The sequence below is a fragment of the Escherichia sp. WS3227_2 genome, from assembly GCF_046486495.1.
Taxonomy (GTDB): Bacteria; Pseudomonadota; Gammaproteobacteria; order Enterobacterales; family Enterobacteriaceae; genus Escherichia; species Escherichia coli.
The window spans coordinates 144,136-163,120 of sequence record NZ_JBJQLG010000010.1; the positions used below are offsets into that span (position 1 = coordinate 144,136).

14 protein-coding genes are annotated in these 18,985 nt (G+C 50.1%); 13 read left to right on the top strand and 1 reads right to left on the bottom strand.

Annotated features, from left to right (window positions below):
- Nucleotide 1: 1 nt before the first annotated feature.
- The 12 genes from paaH (at nt 2) to ACJHXB_RS15910 (ending at nt 14,215) form a co-directional block, all read left to right on the top strand.
- Nucleotides 2–1,429: a 3-hydroxyacyl-CoA dehydrogenase PaaH gene (gene paaH, locus ACJHXB_RS15855; protein WP_000973367.1), complete on the top strand. Its 1,428-nt coding sequence runs from the start codon at nt 2–4 to the stop codon at nt 1,427–1,429.
- Complete coding sequence (gene paaI / locus ACJHXB_RS15860; RefSeq protein WP_000018413.1) at nt 1,419–1,841, top strand: hydroxyphenylacetyl-CoA thioesterase PaaI; 423 nt, start codon at nt 1,419–1,421, stop codon at nt 1,839–1,841. The genes paaH and paaI overlap by 11 nt, the downstream gene beginning before the upstream one ends.
- Entirely contained in the window at nt 1,841–3,046 is a 1,206-nt protein-coding gene (gene paaJ / locus ACJHXB_RS15865) for a bifunctional 3-oxoadipyl-CoA/3-oxo-5,6-dehydrosuberyl-CoA thiolase (protein ID WP_001206183.1), read from the top strand. Before paaI ends, paaJ begins: the two co-directional genes overlap by 1 nt.
- 26 nt (nt 3,047–3,072) lie before the next feature.
- Nucleotides 3,073–4,386: a phenylacetate--CoA ligase PaaK gene (paaK, locus tag ACJHXB_RS15870; protein ID WP_000632286.1), complete on the top strand. Its 1,314-nt coding sequence runs from the start codon at nt 3,073–3,075 to the stop codon at nt 4,384–4,386.
- 100 nt (nt 4,387–4,486) lie between these two features.
- Entirely contained in the window at nt 4,487–5,437 is a 951-nt protein-coding gene (paaX, locus tag ACJHXB_RS15875; protein ID WP_000039891.1) for a phenylacetic acid degradation operon negative regulatory protein PaaX, read from the top strand.
- Complete coding sequence (gene paaY, locus ACJHXB_RS15880) at nt 5,419–6,009, top strand: phenylacetic acid degradation protein PaaY (protein WP_001123442.1); 591 nt, start codon at nt 5,419–5,421, stop codon at nt 6,007–6,009. The genes paaX and paaY overlap by 19 nt, the downstream gene beginning before the upstream one ends.
- 230 nt (nt 6,010–6,239) lie before the next feature.
- A complete protein-coding gene (gene pdxI / locus ACJHXB_RS15885; RefSeq protein ID WP_000097801.1) occupies nt 6,240–7,100 on the top strand; it encodes a pyridoxine 4-dehydrogenase in 861 nt (286 codons plus the stop codon).
- A gap of 63 nt (nt 7,101–7,163) precedes the next feature.
- The gene (locus ACJHXB_RS15890; protein WP_000476140.1) at nt 7,164–9,464 is read left to right on the top strand and encodes a DUF2773 domain-containing bactofilin; all 2,301 of its coding nucleotides are present in this window, start codon (nt 7,164–7,166) and stop codon (nt 9,462–9,464) included.
- A gap of 170 nt (nt 9,465–9,634) precedes the next feature.
- Nucleotides 9,635–10,240 (top strand): CDP-alcohol phosphatidyltransferase family protein, encoded by a 606-nt coding sequence (locus ACJHXB_RS15895; RefSeq protein WP_000177493.1) that lies wholly within the window; start codon nt 9,635–9,637, stop codon nt 10,238–10,240.
- Nucleotides 10,240–11,136, top strand: coding sequence for a phosphatidate cytidylyltransferase (locus ACJHXB_RS15900; protein WP_001604558.1), 897 nt, complete (start codon nt 10,240–10,242; stop codon nt 11,134–11,136). The genes ACJHXB_RS15895 and ACJHXB_RS15900 overlap by 1 nt, the downstream gene beginning before the upstream one ends.
- 15 nt (nt 11,137–11,151) lie before the next feature.
- Nucleotides 11,152–12,909, top strand: coding sequence for a bifunctional alpha/beta hydrolase/class I SAM-dependent methyltransferase (locus ACJHXB_RS15905; protein ID WP_000431876.1), 1,758 nt, complete (start codon nt 11,152–11,154; stop codon nt 12,907–12,909).
- A gap of 13 nt (nt 12,910–12,922) precedes the next feature.
- Nucleotides 12,923–14,215 carry a phosphatase PAP2/dual specificity phosphatase family protein gene (locus ACJHXB_RS15910; protein ID WP_024185225.1) on the top strand — a complete coding sequence of 431 codons (1,293 nt, stop codon included), beginning with the start codon at nt 12,923–12,925 and terminating at the stop codon, nt 14,213–14,215.
- A 53-nt stretch (nt 14,216–14,268) separates the two neighbouring features.
- Here the strand turns inward: ACJHXB_RS15910 and azoR are convergent, their stop codons facing one another.
- Entirely contained in the window at nt 14,269–14,874 is a 606-nt protein-coding gene (azoR, locus tag ACJHXB_RS15915) for an FMN-dependent NADH-azoreductase (RefSeq protein WP_000048963.1), read from the bottom strand.
- A 200-nt stretch (nt 14,875–15,074) separates the two neighbouring features.
- On the opposite strand from azoR, the gene hrpA reads away from it, so the two are divergent.
- A complete protein-coding gene (gene hrpA / locus ACJHXB_RS15920) occupies nt 15,075–18,977 on the top strand; it encodes an ATP-dependent RNA helicase HrpA (protein ID WP_000139531.1) in 3,903 nt (1,300 codons plus the stop codon).
- The last annotated feature ends 8 nt before the right edge of the window (nt 18,978–18,985 follow it).

An 18,985-nucleotide genomic window follows, 5' to 3' on the forward strand; every position in this document is an offset into this window, starting at 1 on the left:
CATGATGATAAATGTGCAAACTGTGGCAGTGATTGGGAGCGGCACCATGGGGGCTGGCATTGCTGAAGTTGCCGCCAGTCATGGACATCAGGTTTTACTGTATGACATTTCTGCTGAAGCGCTGACCCGCGCAATCGACGGGATACACGCGCGGCTAAATTCACGCGTGACGCGGGGAAAACTGACTGCTGAAACCTGTGAACGCACATTGAAACGCCTGATCCCGGTGACCGATATTCACGCGCTGGCAGCAGCGGAGCTGGTCATTGAAGCGGCGTCTGAACGTCTGGAAGTTAAAAAAGCGCTCTTTGCACAACTGGCAGAAGTTTGCCCGCCACAAACGCTATTGACCACTAACACATCGTCAATCTCTATTACCGCGATTGCTGCGGAGGTAAAAAATCCTGAACGTGTTGCGGGGCTGCATTTTTTTAACCCGGCACCTGTCATGAAGTTGGTGGAGGTGGTCAGTGGGCTGGCAACGGCGGCGGAAGTTGTTGAGCAGTTGTGTGAACTGACGTTGAGTTGGGGTAAGCAGCCTGTGCGCTGTCATTCGACACCTGGATTTATCGTTAACCGTGTTGCGCGTCCTTATTATTCCGAGGCCTGGCGGGCACTGGAAGAGCAGGTTGCTTCACCAGAAGTGATTGACGCTGCGCTTCGCGATGGTGCTGGTTTCCCGATGGGGCCGCTGGAATTAACCGATCTGATTGGTCAGGACGTCAATTTTGCTGTCACCTGTTCGGTGTTTAACGCTTTCTGGCAGGAGCGTCGTTTTTTACCTTCGCTGGTGCAACAAGAACTGGTGATTGGTGGACGGTTGGGCAAAAAAAGTGGGCTTGGCGTGTACGACTGGCGCGCGGAACGTGAGGCAGTTGTTGGCCTGGAAACGGTTAGCGACAGTTTTAGCCCCATGAAAGTAGAAAAGAAAAGTGACAGTGTCACGGAAATTGACGATGTTTTATTGATTGAGACACAAGGCGAGACGGCACAGGCGCTGGCAATACGACTGGCACGCCCGGTGGTAGTGGTCGACAAAATGGCGGGCAAGGTGGTGACCATTGCTGCGGCAGCGGTGAACCCGGACTCAGCGACCCGCAAGGCCATTTATTACCTGCAACAGCAGGGCAAAACAGTGCTGCAAATTGCAGATTACCCAGGAATGCTGATTTGGCGAACGGTAGCAATGATCATCAATGAAGCCCTCGATGCGCTGCAAAAAGGTGTGGCCTTTGAACAGGATATCGATACCGCCATGCGTCTTGGGGTGAATTATCCATATGGCCCGCTTGCCTGGGGAGCGCAACTTGGCTGGCAGCGAATATTAAGGCTCCTGGAAAATCTACAACATCACTATGGCGAAGAACGCTATCGCCCATGTTCATTGCTGCGCCAACGAGCGCTTCTGGAGAGCGGTTATGAGTCATAAGGCCTGGCAAAATGCCCATGCAATGTATGAGAACGATGCCTGCGCCAAAGCGCTTGGCATCGACATTATCTCAATGGATGAAGGCTTTGCTGTAGTGACCATGACCGTCACTGCACAAATGCTTAATGGTCATCAAAGTTGCCACGGCGGGCAGCTATTTTCACTGGCTGATACTGCCTTTGCCTACGCCTGCAATAGCCAGGGGCTGGCAGCCGTCGCTTCTGCCTGCACGATTGATTTTTTGCGTCCAGGCTTTGCCGGAGACACCTTAACTGCTACTGCGCAGGTACGTCATCAGGGCAAGCAAACCGGTGTTTACGACATCGAAATTGTTAACCAACAACAAAAAACGGTTGCGCTGTTTCGCGGTAAATCTCACCGCATCGGCGGCACCATTACAGGAGAAGCCTGATGCGTGAAGCCTTTATCTGTGACGGAATTCGTACGCCAATTGGTCGCTACGGCGGGGCATTATCAGGTGTTCGGGCTGACGATCTGGCTGCTATCCCTTTGCGGGAGCTGCTGGTGCGAAACCCGCGTCTCGATGCGGAATGTATCGATGATGTGATCCTCGGCTGTGCTAATCAGGCGGGAGAAGATAACCGTAACGTAGCCCGGATGGCGACTTTACTGGCGGGGCTGCCGCAGAGTGTTTCCGGCACAACGATTAACCGCTTGTGTGGTTCCGGGCTGGACGCACTGGGGTTTGCCGCACGGGCGATTAAAGCGGGCGATGGCGATTTGCTAATCGCCGGTGGCGTGGAGTCAATGTCACGGGCACCGTTTGTTATGGGCAAGGCAGCCAGTGCATTTTCTCGTCAGGCAGAGATGTTCGATACCACTATTGGCTGGCGATTTGTGAACCCGCTCATGGCTCAACAATTTGGAACTGACAGCATGCCGGAAACGGCAGAGAATGTAGCTGAACTGTTAAAAATCTCGCGAGAAGATCAAGATAGTTTTGCGCTACGCAGTCAGCAACGTACAGCAAAAGCGCAATCTTCAGGCATTTTAGCTGAAGAGATTGTTCCGGTTGTGTTGAAAAACAAAAAAGGTGTTGTAACAGAAATACAACATGACGAGCATCTGCGCCCGGAAACGACGCTGGAACAGTTACGTGGACTAAAAGCACCATTTCGTGCCAATGGAGTGATCACCGCAGGCAATGCCTCCGGGGTGAATGATGGAGCCGCCGCGTTGATTATTGCCAGTGAACAGATGGCAGCAGCGCAAGGACTGACACCGCGAGCGCGTATCGTAGCCATGGCAACCGCCGGGGTGGAACCGCGCCTGATGGGGCTTGGTCCGGTGCCTGCAACTCGTCGGGTGCTGGAACGCGCAGGGTTGAGTATTCACGATATGGACGTGATTGAACTGAACGAAGCGTTCGCGGCCCAGGCGTTGGGTGTACTACGCGAATTGGGGCTGCATGATGATGCCCCACATGTTAACCCCAACGGAGGCGCTATCGCCTTAGGCCATCCGTTGGGAATGAGTGGTGCCCGCCTGGTACTGGCTGCCAGCCATGAGCTGCATCGGCGTAACGGTCGTTACGCATTATGCACCATGTGCATCGGTGTCGGTCAGGGCATCGCCATGATTCTGGAGCGTGTTTGAGCATATCAACCTGCGAGTACCCTACAATGATAACCAATACAAAGCTTGACCCGATTGAAACCGCGTCTGTTGATGAGTTACAGGCGTTGCAAACACAGCGTCTGAAATGGACGCTCAAACACGCGTATGAAAATGTGCCGATGTATCGGCGCAAATTCGACGCAGCAGGCGTACATCCTGATGATTTCAGGGAACTTTCAGACCTGCGTAAATTTCCCTGTACCACCAAACAGGATCTGCGCGACAACTATCCCTTCGACACCTTTGCCGTGCCGATGGAACAAGTGGTGCGCATTCATGCTTCTTCGGGAACCACAGGTAAACCGACAGTTGTCGGCTATACGCAAAACGATATTGATAACTGGGCCAATATAGTAGCGCGTTCCTTGCGTGCGGCAGGTGGCACGCCCAAAGATAAAATTCATGTTGCCTATGGTTACGGCCTGTTTACTGGTGGGCTGGGTGCGCACTATGGTGCCGAACGTCTGGGCGCTACGGTGATCCCGATGTCTGGTGGGCAGACAGAAAAACAAGCGCAACTGATCCGCGATTTTCAACCAGATATGATCATGGTTACGCCATCTTATTGCCTTAACCTGATTGAAGAGCTGGAGCGTCAGTTGGGCGGTGATGCCAGCGGTTGCTCGCTACGAGTTGGAGTGTTTGGTGCTGAGCCGTGGACACAGGCCATGCGTAAAGAGATTGAGCGTCGCCTGGGGATCACCGCACTGGATATTTATGGCCTGTCAGAAGTGATGGGGCCGGGGGTGGCGATGGAGTGTCTGGAAACTACTGACGGCCCAACCATTTGGGAAGATCATTTCTATCCTGAAATTGTTAATCCTCATGACGGCACACCGCTTGCCGATGGTGAACATGGCGAACTGTTATTCACCACTCTGACCAAAGAAGCATTGCCGGTCATTCGTTACCGCACGCGTGATTTAACCCGACTGTTACCAGGAACGGCGCGGACTATGCGCCGCATGGATCGCATCAGCGGACGCAGCGATGACATGTTGATTATTCGCGGTGTAAATGTCTTTCCGTCACAACTGGAAGAAGAGATTGTCAAATTCGAACATTTATCGCCCCATTACCAACTGGAGGTGAACCGCCGGGGGCATCTTGATTCACTTTCTGTGAAAGTGGAGTTGAAAGAAAGTAGCCTGACATTGACGCATGAGCAGCGTTGCCAGGTGTGCCACCAGCTACGCCATCGGATTAAGTCGATGGTGGGGATCTCTACCGATGTGATGATCGTTAACTGTGGCAGTATCCCGCGTTCAGAAGGCAAGGCGTGTCGGGTGTTTGATCTGCGCAATATTGTTGGTGCCTGACGTGTCGCCTGGCCCTGGTGAGGTAAACCGCCAGGGCCAGAAGTCGATACGACCTGTGCTATGATTCATAAATCACAACAATAACAACAGACTGAATCGAATGAGTAAACTTGATACTTTTATCCAACATGCTGTAAACGCTGTTCCTGTCAGTGGCACATCTTTGATCTCCTCTCTGTATGGTGATTCACTTTCCCATCGTGGTGGTGAAATCTGGCTGGGTAGTCTGGCTGCTTTGCTGGAAGGGCTGGGATTTGGTGAGCGTTTCGTGCGCACCGCTTTGTTTCGTCTTAATAAAGAAGGCTGGCTGGATGTTTCCCGCATCGGGCGACGCAGTTTCTATAGCCTCAGTGATAAAGGCTTGCGCCTGACGCGACGGGCAGAAAGTAAAATTTATCGCGCAGAGCAACCTGCATGGGATGGTAAATGGCTCCTGTTGCTCTCGGAAGGTTTAGATAAATCAACGCTGGCTGATGTCAAAAAGCAGTTGATCTGGCAAGGTTTTGGCGCACTGGCACCCAGCCTGATGGCATCGCCGTCGCAAAAACTGGCCGATGTACAGACACTTTTGCATGAAGCGGGTGTGGCGGATAACGTGATTTGTTTTGAAGCGCAAATACCACTGGCGCTTTCTCGCGCAGCACTGCGTGCCAGAGTAGAAGAGTGCTGGCATTTAACTGAACAAAATGCCATGTACGAAACCTTTATTCAGTCATTCCGCCCGCTGGTGCCGCTGTTAAAAGAGACGGCAGACGAGTTAACCCCGGAGCGGGCATTTCATATTCAGCTTTTACTGATCCATTTTTATCGCCGTGTCGTCCTTAAAGACCCATTGTTGCCGGAGGAGTTGCTTCCGGCACACTGGGCAGGGCATACGGCGCGTCAGCTGTGTATCAACATTTATCAGCGCGTAGCGCCTGCTGCTTTAGCGTTCGTTAGTGAAAAAGGTGAAACCTCGGTCGGTGAATTGCCTGCGCCGGGAAGCCTGTATTTTCAACGTTTTGGCGGCTTGAATATTGAACAGGAGGCGTTATGCCAATTTATCAGATAGACGGTCTGACTCCGGTTGTGCCAGAAGAGAGTTTTGTCCATCCGACAGCGGTATTGATCGGCGATGTTATTCTCGGCAAGGGCGTGTACGTTGGGCCAAATGCCAGCCTGCGTGGCGATTTTGGTCGTATCGTGGTGAAAGATGGCGCGAACATTCAGGATAATTGCGTTATGCACGGTTTTCCCGAGCAGGATACTGTCGTGGAAGAAGATGGGCATATTGGTCATAGCGCTATCCTTCACGGCTGCATTATCCGCCGCAATGCATTAGTGGGAATGAACGCGGTAGTGATAGACGGTGCGGTGATTGGCGAGAACAGCATTGTTGGCGCATCCGCATTTGTGAAAGCCAAAGCAGAAATGCCAGCTAATTACCTAATTGTCGGCAGCCCGGCGAAAGCGATTCGTGAACTCAGTGAGCAGGAGTTGGCATGGAAAAAGCAGGGTACGCATGAGTACCAGGTGCTGGTGACACGCTGTAAGCAGACGTTACATCAAGTCGAGCCATTGCGGGAAGTTGAACCTGGCAGGCAGCGCCTGGTATTTGATGAGAATCTGCGACCGAAACAGTAACGTCCTGATGCTGGACGTTCTAATTTTTAGCATGTGATACCTAAACCGCAACGCTGATACAGGTTGCGGTTTTTTATTGCCGGATGCGATGCTTTAGGCGTTTTGTTTTGGTGTCTTCAAGGACAATAGAGCAACTCATCCAATAATCTTGTTTACGCCTTCGCATTATTTATCTCTTTTCGTTTCTATACTGATTTTTCTTAATCCGTTTTATTACAGGGCAGGGTGCGATGAGCAGCAATACATTTACTCTCGGTACAAAATCCGTTAACCGTCTTGGTTATGGCGCGATGCAACTGGCAGGTCCTGGGGTTTTTGGCCCCCCAAGAGATCGCCACGTCGCTATAACCGTGCTGCGTGAGGCGCTGGCATTGGGCGTCAATCACATTGATACCAGCGACTTTTATGGTCCGCACGTCACCAATCAGATTATCCGCGAAGCGCTTTATCCTTACTCTGACGACCTGACAATTGTCACTAAAATTGGTGCGCGGCGTGGAGAGGACGCTTCCTGGTTGCCCGCCTTTTCTCCGGCAGAGTTGCAAAAAGCGGTGCACGATAATCTACGTAATCTCGGCCTGGACGTACTGGATGTGGTTAACCTGCGCGTTATGATGGGGGATGGTCATGGCCCAGCGGAAGGATCGATTGAGGCCAGCCTGACCGTGCTGGCAGAGATGCAACAACAAGGCCTGGTAAAACATATTGGCCTGAGCAACGTCACACCGACGCAGGTTGCAGAGGCGCGCAAGATTGCCGAAATTGTCTGTGTGCAAAACGAATACAACATCGCGCACCGTGCTGATGATGCAATGATTGATGCTTTGGCCCACGATGGCATTGCCTACGTGCCGTTCTTCCCGCTCGGGGGCTTTACACCGCTGCAATCCTCTACGCTGTCGGATGTTGCTGCGAGCCTGGGTGCAACACCCATGCAGGTGGCGCTGGCGTGGCTGTTACAACGTTCACCGAATATTTTGCTGATCCCAGGGACGTCTTCTGTTGCGCATTTACGGGAGAATATGGCTGCTGAAAAATTGCATCTTTCTGAGGAAGTGTTGTCTACGTTGGATGGTATTTCGCGAGAATAACGAATATACAAAAGGGAAAGATGCATTTCCCTTTTGTTTCTTTTTTAATGGCATGGAGTGCATATGTTTAAGCCCAGGATTTGCAGCTGGATAGGTTTACTTCCCCTGTTTATGCTGAGTCTTCCAGTACAGGCGGAACTTCGATGTGTTGCAAATGCAGTTGATATTGAACCATTTTTTTCTGCGGCTACCGCTGAAGATAAACAACAAGTTGAACAAGCTATCAACAGTAGCGTGAATCTTGTCCCCTTCGGTTTATCTGCATCGGACTGGAAAGTGCATCGTGGCGATTTAGTGGTAGAAGGTAATATAGAGAGTAATCAAAAATTGATTGTTCTTGGCAATTTGACAGTCAAAGGTAATATTTCCACTTTCTCTCTTTCTAATCCATGGGTTATTCTCGGTAACGTGACGGCAACGAATATAGTTACGGATTCACCACTGTTAATTACCGGTTCGATAAATGCAAGTGGACTGGTATTTATCGACTCATATTACGATAATCCGTCTACGATTAAGGGAAGTATTAATGCGCGTGGGATATTTATCAATGACATAATTGCACCTGTTGTTGTGTCTTCGACAAATAGTGAATTCATGGTCCGTGCGGGAGACAAAAATGACACTGAAAATGTCAAAAAAGCGCTGACGATAATAAATCCTGATGCATATTATTGGGGCCTAATAAATGATGAAGATGCTCTGAAAGAAATTTTTAAGCGAAGCAATATTCGCATGGCAGGGAATGTCTGTAATCTGATGAAAAAAGAAGCGCTGTTTCGCCCTAAGCCTTCTCCTGAGTTAGTGCAGGAATTGCAAATGCTGGATGAAGGCAAAGTTGCTGCATTTGAAGGACGAGACATTGCGACATTTGATCTTGCCATAATGCGAACTCTCCCAAGGCTTAAAGGAATTTCAGCCAACCTACGCAAACAACTTATTAATAGCAATGATGAACAAACGATTGCAAGTATGGCGAGATATATGCCTGACAATGAGATTCTGGAGTTGACCGATCAGCAATTGGGTTACCAGCCTGTTGTTCTGGGTTTGCTCAACCGTGAACCGCTCTCTGTCGAAATAATGACGCGAATTAGCCTTCTACCTGGTGGTGCCGGTCCGTTGAATCTTGCGCTACGTGAAAATCTCCCTCTGGATATCGTCATGACTCTGGCGAAAAGAGATTGGGTCATTGAGGGGCTTTATAAAGATGCATGGTTATTGCCCGAATCCATTATAGATGGCTATATCCGCAGTGATGATCCCACAATTCGTCAGGTCGGTGCTGGAGGACAACTCACCTACAATCAGGCAATGCAGTTGGCGAAAGATTCATCAAAAAATGTTGTCACAAACTTAGCGTTCAAGCTGGCAGAGATGAAACACCATGGTCAATTGTTGCGGATGACGCCACAAGAGAGTGACAAAATAGCAGTATATTTATACCAAAAATTCGAGAATGACGATGATCTAATAGGTGCGTTATTTTTAGCGTTGCCAGATAACTTACAGTTTAATTTTGTTAAAAAGATGGAGAAAAAATTTCCTGCCTATTTTTGCTGTGGGGATATGCAGGTAATTCACTCTGACGCTGCTTTACAACGGTTATTGACACGTTTCAACGATCCTACGGGGTGGAGTAATCTGGCGAAAAATCAGTATCTGAGTACGGCGATGAAACAAAAAATTTGGCATCGCGCTTTATCGCATCGAAAAAATAATCCCAAAGCAGATTCAGAAGCATATGAAACCAGCGCTGATATGATTTTGTCTGAGCTGATTAGCCACGGTGAAGTTGATGACCAGATGCTATTAAATGCCACCTCTCTGATACGTTCGGAAGGCTGGGACTTTTTAGAGAGTGCATTAGTTAGTTGGGATAATTTACCCGCTGTTGTCCTCAAGGAATTACAGCAAAATATGCCACGCAATGATATTTGGGCGAAGTTTTTTCTGAGGCAGGAAAACAGCTCTCGTGCGCAGGTTAACGAAGCGTTACGTGTTTATTATGCACTTGACCCCGATGCATTAGCGCAACTGGATAAACTGGCAAAACAACCGGATCGTATATGGTGGAGTACACTGGCGAAAAGCAATCTCACATTTTTCAAGTTCGGCGCACTTAACAACCGCCACACACCGCCTGCAGTACTGGCGGCAGAAATTGATCCCGAGTGGTGGATTGTGGCGATGAATAATCCCCGTTTTCCAGTTGATGTATTAAAGGCGAGGCTGAAACGTGATCCTTTGCTGGCGTTAGAGCTTGTTAACCCTGAACTGGATTTAGTTCGGCAGCTGGCGCTTAACGGTAAGACGCGCGCAATACGGGAACAAGCGATGAGAAAACTTGATGAGTTGTATTGAATAACAGCGTAATAATTTTTAACCACTTGATTTATTGGGGATAAGCATTCCTGACGGTGAGTCCCCAATACCTTGATATATTCTGAATTTTTAATGAAGCGGCGTGTTGCGATATCTCTGTCAGGGCAATTGATGCACCATAGCGCAAACAGAATTATCAAGGATTGATAATGACGCTCTACCAGATAAAACCGCTCTTTCAGATGCTGTTAAGACCGACGATGTTTTGGCTTTATAAGCACCATGTTACAGCGAATCACATCACTCTTGCTGCACTGGCGCTTTCTCTTTTTACCGGATTGCTGTTGATGTTGGTCGCACAACCCATCCTCTTTTTGCTATTGCCCATCGTGCTTTTTATCCGTATGGCGCTCAATGCGCTGGATGGCATGTTGGCGCGTGAGTGCAATCAGAAAACACGTCTGGGGGCGATTTTGAATGAAACTGGCGATGTTATTTCCGATATTGCGCTCTATTTACCGTTTTTATTTTTACCGGAAAGTAACGCATCACTCGTAATACTCATGTTATTTTGCACCATATTGACTGAGTTTTGCGGTTTACTCGCGCAGACGATTAACGGTATTCGCAGTTATGCCGGTCCATTTGGCAAAAGCGATCGCGCGTTAATATTTGGTCTGTGGGGGCTAGCCGTTGCCATTTATCCACAGTGGATGCAATGGAATAATCTTTTATGGAGCATTGCTTCAATTCTGCTTCTCTGGACTGCGATTAATCGTTGTCGGAGTGTGCTTTTTATGAGTGCTGAAAGATAATGCTGGAAAAATCTCTGGCAACACTTTTCGCGTTGTTAATTTTAGCAACGCTGATAAACCGTTTTCTGGTATGGCGGTTACCGGAGAGAAAAGGGGGTGAGGTTACATTACGTATTCGTACCTGGTGGGGCATCGTCATTTGTTTTTCACTGGTGATTTCAGGTCCACGCTGGATGACGTTGACGTTTTTTGCGCTGATAAGTTTTCTGGCATTGAAAGAATATTGTACGCTTATATCCGTACATTTTCCGCGTTGGTTATATTGGGTTATTCCTCTTAACTATTTGCTTATCGGTTTTAATTCCTTTGAGCTGTTTCTGTTATTTATACCTTTGGCTGGGTTTCTGATATTAGCCACCTGGCGAGTTTTAGTAGGTGATACCTCCGGTTTTCTGCATACCGTGAGCGCCATTTTTTGTGGCTGGATAATGACCGTTTTCACCTTGAGTCATGCCGCCTGGTTATTAATGTTGCCAACCACAAATATCCAGGGCGGGGCGTTACTGGTGTTATTTCTTTTGGCATTAACCGAGTCAAACGATATTGCACAGTATTTATGGGGAAAATCCTGCGGCAGAAGAAAAGTGGTCCCTAAAGTCAGCCCGGTAAAAACATTGGAAGGTCTGATGGGCGGCGTAATCACCACCATGATTGCGTCACTGATTATTGGACCGTTGCTGACACCGCTAGATACATTACAGGCATTATTAGCGGGTTTGTTAATTGGTATTAGTGGTTTTTGCGGCGATGTAGTGATGTCAGCCATCAAACGAGATGTTGGTGTTAAAGATAGTGGAAAACTATTACCAGGACATGGCGGACTCCTTGACAGGATTGACTCATTAATTTTCACCGCTCCGGTATTTTTTTATTTTATTCGCTACTGCTGTTACTGAAGGAAAATAGAGAAAATGGAAAATTCACGCATCCCTGGGGAACATTTTTTTACCACCAGTGATAATACAGCGTTGTTTTATCGGCACTGGCCCACTTTACAGCCAGGGGCGAAAAAGGTCATCGTCTTATTTCATCGCGGTCATGAACATTCTGGTCGTCTACAACATATCGTTGATGAACTGGCGATGCCAGATACTGCTTTTTATGCATGGGATGCCCGAGGGCATGGACAAACTTCGGGGCCGCGTGGTTATAGTCCGTCTCTTGCGCGTTCAGTGCAGGATGTCGATGAATTTGTCCGTTTTGCTGCCAGCGACAGCCAGGTTGGACTGGAAGAGGTGGTTGTGATCGCGCAAAGCGTTGGCGCAGTGCTGGTTGCCACATGGGGTCATGATTATGCGCCAGCTATTCGCGGACTAGTGCTGGCTTCTCCGGCCTTTAAGGTTAAATTGTATGTGCCGCTGGCACGTCCTGGGCTGGCGTTATGGCATCGTCTGCGTGGTCTGTTTTTTATTAATTCCTATGTGAAAGGACGCTATTTGACCCACGATCGGCAACGGGTGGCGAGTTTCAATAATGATCCGCTGATCACACGGGCGATTGCCGTCAATATCTTGCTCGATCTCTATAAAACGTCTGAACGTATTGTTAGCGATGCGGCGGCGATTACGCTCCCCACGCAACTTCTGATATCAGGCGATGACTATGTGGTGCATCGCCAACCGCAAATTGATTTTTATCAGCATTTACGTAGTCCTCTGAAAGAGCTGCATCTGCTGCCAGGCTTTTATCACGACACGTTGGGTGAAGAGAACAGGGCGCAGGCATTTGAAAAAATGCAAAGCTTTATTAGTCGCTTATATGCTAACAAGTCGCAAAAATTTGATTATCAGCATGAAGACCGCACAGGACCATCAGCGGATCGATGGCGGCTCCTTTCTGGTGGACCCGTGCCGTTATCGCCGGTTGATTTGGCGTATCGCTTTATGCGAAAGGCGATGAAACTGTTCGGGGCGCACTCTGCGGGCCTGCATCTCGGAATGAGTACCGGCTTTGATTCAGGCAGTTCGCTGGATTATGTCTATCAAAATCAACCGCAAGGCAGTAACGCATTCGGGCGCTTTATCGACGAAATCTACCTGAACAGTGTTGGCTGGCGCGGTATTCGCCAGCGCAAAACCCATTTACAAATGCTGATTAAACAAGCCGTTGCCCATCTCCACGCCAAAGGTTTAGCCGTCCGCGTGGTTGACATTGCCGCAGGGCATGGGCGCTATGTACTGGATGCGCTGGCAAACGAGCCCGCCATAAGCGAAATTTTGTTACGTGATTACAGTGAGGTAAATGTTGCACAAGGGCAAGAGATGATTGCCCAACGGGGAATGTCTGGGCGGGCGCGTTTTGAACAGGGCGATGCGTTTAATCCGGCAGAACTCAGCACGTTAACTCCGCGGCCTACGCTGGCGATTGTCTCTGGCCTGTATGAGCTTTTTCCCGAAAATGAGCAGGTAAAAAACTCACTCGCAGGTCTTGCCAATGCCATCGATCCGGGTGGCATTCTCATCTACACCGGGCAGCCGTGGCACCCACAACTGGAACTGATTGCCGGGGTGTTAACCAGTCATAAAGATGGTAAACCGTGGGTGATGCGCGTGCGTTCGCAAGGGGAGATGGATTCGCTTGTGCATGATGCCGGATTTGATAAATGCACACAACGGATTGATGAATGGGGTATTTTTACGGTTTCGATGGCGGTGCGTCGTGATAACTGAACGCCGGAACGTATTGCTACAAGGAGCTGGCTGGTTATTGTTGCTGGCCCCGTTTTTCTTCTTCACCTATGGATCTCTTAATCAGTTCACCGCGGTTCAGGACCTTAACAGCCATGATATCCCCAGTCAGGTATTCGGTTGGGAAACGGCGATCCCTTTTCTTCCCTGGACTATTGTTCCTTACTGGAGTCTGGATCTTTTATATGGATTTTCGCTGTTCGTTTGTAGCTCGACATTCGAACAGCGCCGACTTGTCCACCGGCTTATTCTGGCAACGGTAATGGCCTGCTGCGGTTTTTTTCTCTACCCGCTGAAGTTTAGTTTTATCCGTCCTGAAGTGAGTGGGGTGACAGGATGGCTATTTTCGCAACTTGAACTGTTTGATCTGCCTTATAACCAGTCTCCTTCGCTGCATATTATTCTCTGCTGGCTACTTTGGCGTCACTTTCGTCAGCATCTGGCTGTGAGGTGGCGTAAAGTCTGCGGCGGATGGTTTTTACTCATCGCCATTTCGACGCTAACGACATGGCAGCATCATTTTATTGATGTCATCACAGGGCTGGCGGTAGGTATGTTGATTGACTGGATGGTGCCCGTCGACCGTCGTTGGAATTATCAGAAACCTGATCAACGTCGAATCAAAATAGCACTGCCATATGTCGTAGGCGCGTGCGCGTGCATTGTGTTGATGGAGCTAATGATAATGCTTCAGTTATGGTGGTCAGTCTGGTTATGTTGGCCAGTATTATCGCTACTCATTATTGGCCGTGGGTACGGTGGGCTTGGCGCGATAACAACAGGTAAAGATAGTCAAGGGAAACTCCCGCCCGCCGTTTACTGGCTGACATTGCCATGGCGCATCGGGATGTGGCTGTCTATGCGTTGGTTTTGCCTTCGCTTGGAGCCGGTGAGCAAAATTACTGCTGGTGTTTATTTAGGGGCGTTTCCACGACATATTCCGGCAAAGAATGCGGTTCTGGACGTCACCTTTGAATTCCCTCGCGGACGAGCGACAAAAGATCGACTCTATTTTTGTGTACCGATGTTGGATCTGGTGGTTCCGGAAGAGGGGGAGCTCCGACAGGCCGTGGCGATGTTGGAAACATTACGCGAAGAGCAAGGCAGCGTTCTGGTCCATTGCGCATTGGGATTATCGCGCAGTGCGCTGGTAGTGGCGGCATGGCTGTTATGTTACGGACATTGTAAAACCGTTGATGAAGCGATTAGTTATATTCGAGCCAGACGCTCGCGGATTATGCTTACGGAAGAGCACAAAGCGATGCTGAAATTATGGGCAAACAGGTAAGCGGATTGAGATGTGGACTGAATATCTACAGTCCACATCAAGATCGTGTCCGGTTATTCAGCAACAATACTGTCGATAGCTGCTTTCGCGTCAGACTGCGCTTTCGCTGCCATTTCCGGACCGTATGCGATCCCTTCGGCGAAGACAAATTTCACATCAGTAATGCCGATAAAGCCCAGGAACGTGGACAGATACGGCGTCACCAGGTCCGTTGGTCCATCTTTGTGGATCCCACCGCGGCTGGTAATAACGATGGCTTTTTTACCCGTTACCAGACCTTCCGGACCGTTCTCGGTATAGCGGAAAGTAACGCCTGCACGTGCAACCAGGTCAAAATAGTTTTTCAACTGAGTCGAGATGTTGAAGTTATACATCGGTGCCGCAATAACGATAACGTCGTGGGATTTCAGCTCGGCAATCAGCTCATCGGAAAGCGCCAGAGCTTCCTGCTGACGCGGAGTCAGCGGCGCATCGCTCGGACGCAGTGCACCAACCAGTTCGCCATCCAGTACCGGAATCGGATTTGCAGCCAGGTCACGCACGGTGATTTCATCAGCGGAGTGCTTTTCGCGCCATTGTTCAACAAAATAATCGGACAACTGATTAGACTGAGAGTACCCTGCCAGGATGCTGGATTTAAGAACTAATACCTTGCTCATGGTGTTTCCTTATAGATGTTTGAATGGGCGATGCCCCGTTGCTTGTTGACACTTTATTCACAATCCTGCCACAGAGATAGCGCAATAAATCGAAGCCTATGTTCGAATTTATTGAACAACGCATAGAAAGCCGCGATGTGGTACTCTATATCTATCATTTAAAAGAAAATTAATCAGGCAGCCTACTGCCCACTAACGTTATGACAGAACAACAAAAATTGACCTTTACGGCCTTGCAGCAGCGGCTGGATTCGCTGATGCTGCGCGACAGACTGCGTTTTTCTCGCCGTCTGCACGGCGTGAAGAAGGTTAAAAATCCTGATGCACAACAGGCCATTTTCCAGGAGATGGCGAAAGAGATTGACCATGCGGCAGGGAAAGTCCTGCTGCGTGAAGCGGCACGACCGGAAATCACTTATCCGGACAATTTGCCGGTTAGTCAGAAAAAGCAGGACATTCTCGAAGCGATTCGTGATCACCAGGTGGTGATCGTCGCCGGGGAAACGGGTTCCGGTAAAACGACTCAGCTACCGAAAATCTGTATGGAGCTGGGCCGCGGGATTAAAGGGCTGATCGGCCATACCCAGCCGCGTCGTCTGGCGGCTCGAACGGTGGCGAACCGTATTGCGGAAGAGCTGAAAACGGAGCCGGGTGGTTGCATCGGTTACAAAGTGCGTTTCAGCGATCACGTAAGTGATAACACGATGGTCAAGCTGATGACCGACGGTATCCTGCTGGCGGAGATCCAGCAAGACCGCCTGCTGATGCAGTACGACACTATCATTATTGACGAAGCGCACGAACGCAGCCTGAATATCGATTTTCTGCTCGGCTATTTGAAAGAGTTGCTGCCGCGGCGTCCTGACTTAAAAATCATTATCACTTCCGCGACTATCGACCCGGAACGCTTTTCGCGCCACTTTAATAATGCGCCGATTATCGAAGTCTCCGGTCGGACCTATCCGGTGGAAGTGCGCTATCGCCCGATTGTTGAAGAAGCCGATGATACCGAGCGCGATCAGCTGCAGGCGATTTTTGACGCTGTAGACGAACTGAGCCAGGAAAGCCCTGGCGACATTCTGATCTTTATGAGTGGTGAGCGGGAAATTCGCGATACCGCCGATGCGCTGAACAAGCTGAACTTACGCCATACCGAAATCTTGCCGCTTTATGCGCGGCTTTCGAACAGCGAACAGAACCGCGTGTTCCAGTCGTACAGTGGACGGCGCATTGTGCTGGCGACCAACGTCGCGGAAACGTCGCTGACCGTACCGGGTATTAAATACGTTATCGACCCAGGTACGGCGCGTATCAGCCGCTACAGCTATCGCACTAAAGTGCAGCGTTTGCCGATTGAGCCGATTTCTCAGGCGTCTGCCAATCAGCGTAAAGGCCGCTGTGGTCGTGTGTCCGAAGGGATCTGTATTCGTCTCTATTCCGAAGACGATTTCCTCTCGCGCCCGGAGTTTACCGATCCGGAGATTCTGCGTACTAACCTGGCCTCGGTTATTTTGCAGATGACCGCGCTGGGGTTGGGCGATATCGCCGCGTTCCCATTTGTCGAAGCACCGGATAAACGTAATATCCAGGATGGCGTGCGTCTGCTCGAAGAGCTGGGCGCGATCACCACTGATGAACAGGCCAGCGCCTATAAACTGACGCCGCTCGGTCGCCAGCTTTCGCAATTGCCTGTCGATCCTCGTCTGGCGCGTATGGTGCTGGAAGCGCAAAAACATGGCTGCGTGCGTGAGGCGATGATTATCACGTCCGCGCTCTCCATCCAGGATCCGCGCGAACGACCGATGGACAAACAGCAGGCATCGGACGAAAAACATCGTCGCTTCCACGACAAAGAATCCGACTTCCTCGCGTTTGTAAATCTGTGGAATTATCTTGGCGAGCAGCAAAAGGCGCTTTCTTCCAACGCTTTCCGTCGCCTGTGTCGTACCGATTATCTCAACTATCTGCGCGTGCGCGAATGGCAGGATATCTACACCCAGTTGCGCCAGGTGGTAAAAGAACTTGGCATTCCGGTTAACAGCGAACCGGCGGAGTATCGCGAAATTCACATCGCCTTACTGACCGGTTTGCTTTCCCATATCGGCATGAAAGATGCCGATAAACAAGAATATACCGGCGCACGTAACGCGCGTTTCTCCATTTTCCCCGGTTCCGGCTTATTTAAAAAGCCGCCGAAATGGGTAATGGTGGCGGAACTGGTAGAAACCAGCCGCCTGTGGGGGCGCATTGCTGCGCGTATCGACCCTGAATGGGTAGAACCCGTTGCTCAGCATTTAATTAAACGCACCTACAGCGAACCACACTGGGAACGGACGCAGGGCGCGGTGATGGCAACGGAAAAAGTCACTGTTTATGGTTTGCCGATTGTTGCTGCGCGTAAGGTCAACTACAGCCAGATCGATCCGGCGTTATGTCGTGAACTCTTTATTCGCCACGCTCTGGTGGAAGGCGACTGGCAGACGCGTCACGCATTCTTCCGTGAAAACCTGAAACTGCGGGCCGAAGTGGAAGAGCTGGAACACAAATCACGTCGCCGCGATATTCTGGTGGATGACGAAACGCTGTTTGAGTTTTACGACCAGCGCATCAGCCACGATGTGATCTCCGCACGTCACTTCGACAGCTGGTGGAAAAAAGTCAGCCGCGAAACGCCTGATTTGCTCAACTTTGAAAAGAGCATGTTGATCAAAGAAGGGGCGGAAAAGATCAGCAAGCTGGATTACCCGAACTTCTGGCATCAGGGCAATCTCAAGCTGCGTTTGAGTTATCAGTTTGAGCCAGGGGCGGATGCGGACGGCGTGACGGTACATATCCCGCTGCCGTTACTTAACCAGGTGGAGGAGAGCGGATTTGAGTGGCAGATCCCCGGTCTGCGCCGCGAACTGGTGATTGCTCTGATTAAATCGTTGCCGAAACCGGTACGGCGTAATTTTGTGCCCGCGCCAAACTACGCCGAAGCGTTTTTAGGCCGCGTCACACCGCTGGAGTTACCGTTGCTCGACAGCCTTGAGCGCGAGTTACGGCGGATGACCGGCGTTACCGTTGACCGCGAAGACTGGCACTGGGATCAGGTGCCCGATCACCTGAAAATCACCTTCCGCGTGGTGGATGACAAAAACAAGAAGCTAAAAGAAGGGCGCTCTCTACAAGATCTGAAAGATGCGCTGAAAGGCAAAGTGCAGGAAACGCTGTCTGCGGTGGCGGATGACGGTATCGAGCAGAGCGGCTTACATATCTGGAGTTTTGGTCAGCTGCCGGAAAGCTACGAACAGAAGCGTGGCAACTATAAAGTGAAGGCGTGGCCAGCGCTAGTGGATGAACGCGACAGCGTGGCGATCAAACTGTTTGATAATCCGCTGGAACAAAAGCAGGCAATGTGGAACGGTCTTCGCCGTCTACTGCTGCTGAATATTCCATCGCCAATCAAATATTTGCATGAGAAGTTGCCAAACAAAGCCAAACTTGGGCTGTACTTTAACCCGTATGGCAAAGTGCTGGAGCTGATAGACGACTGTATCTCCTGCGGTGTGGATCAACTGATTGATGCCAATGGTGGCCCGGTCTGGACGGAAGAAGGCTTTGCTGCGCTGCATGAAAAAGTGCGCGCTGAACTGAACGACACGGTGGTGGATATTGCGAAGCAGGTCGAGCAAATCCTTACGGCAGTGTTCAATATCAACAAACGCCTGAAAGGGCGGGTGGATATGACTATGGCGCTGGGGCTTTCTGACATCAAAGCGCAGATGGGCGGGCTGGTATATCGCGGTTTTGTCACTGGTAACGGCTTCAAACGGCTGGGCGACACGCTGCGTTATTTGCAGGCGATTGAAAAACGGCTGGAAAAACTGGCGGTTGATCCACATCGCGACCGTGCTCAGATGCTGAAAGTCGAAAACGTCCAGCAGGCGTGGCAGCAATGGTTCAACAAACTACCGCCTGCACGTCGTGAGGATGAAGACGTGAAAGAGATCCGCTGGATGATAGAAGAGCTGCGCGTCAGCTACTTCGCTCAACAACTTGGTACGCCTTATCCGATTTCGGATAAGCGTATTTTGCAGGCGATGGAGCAGATTAGCGGTTAACCCTGCTA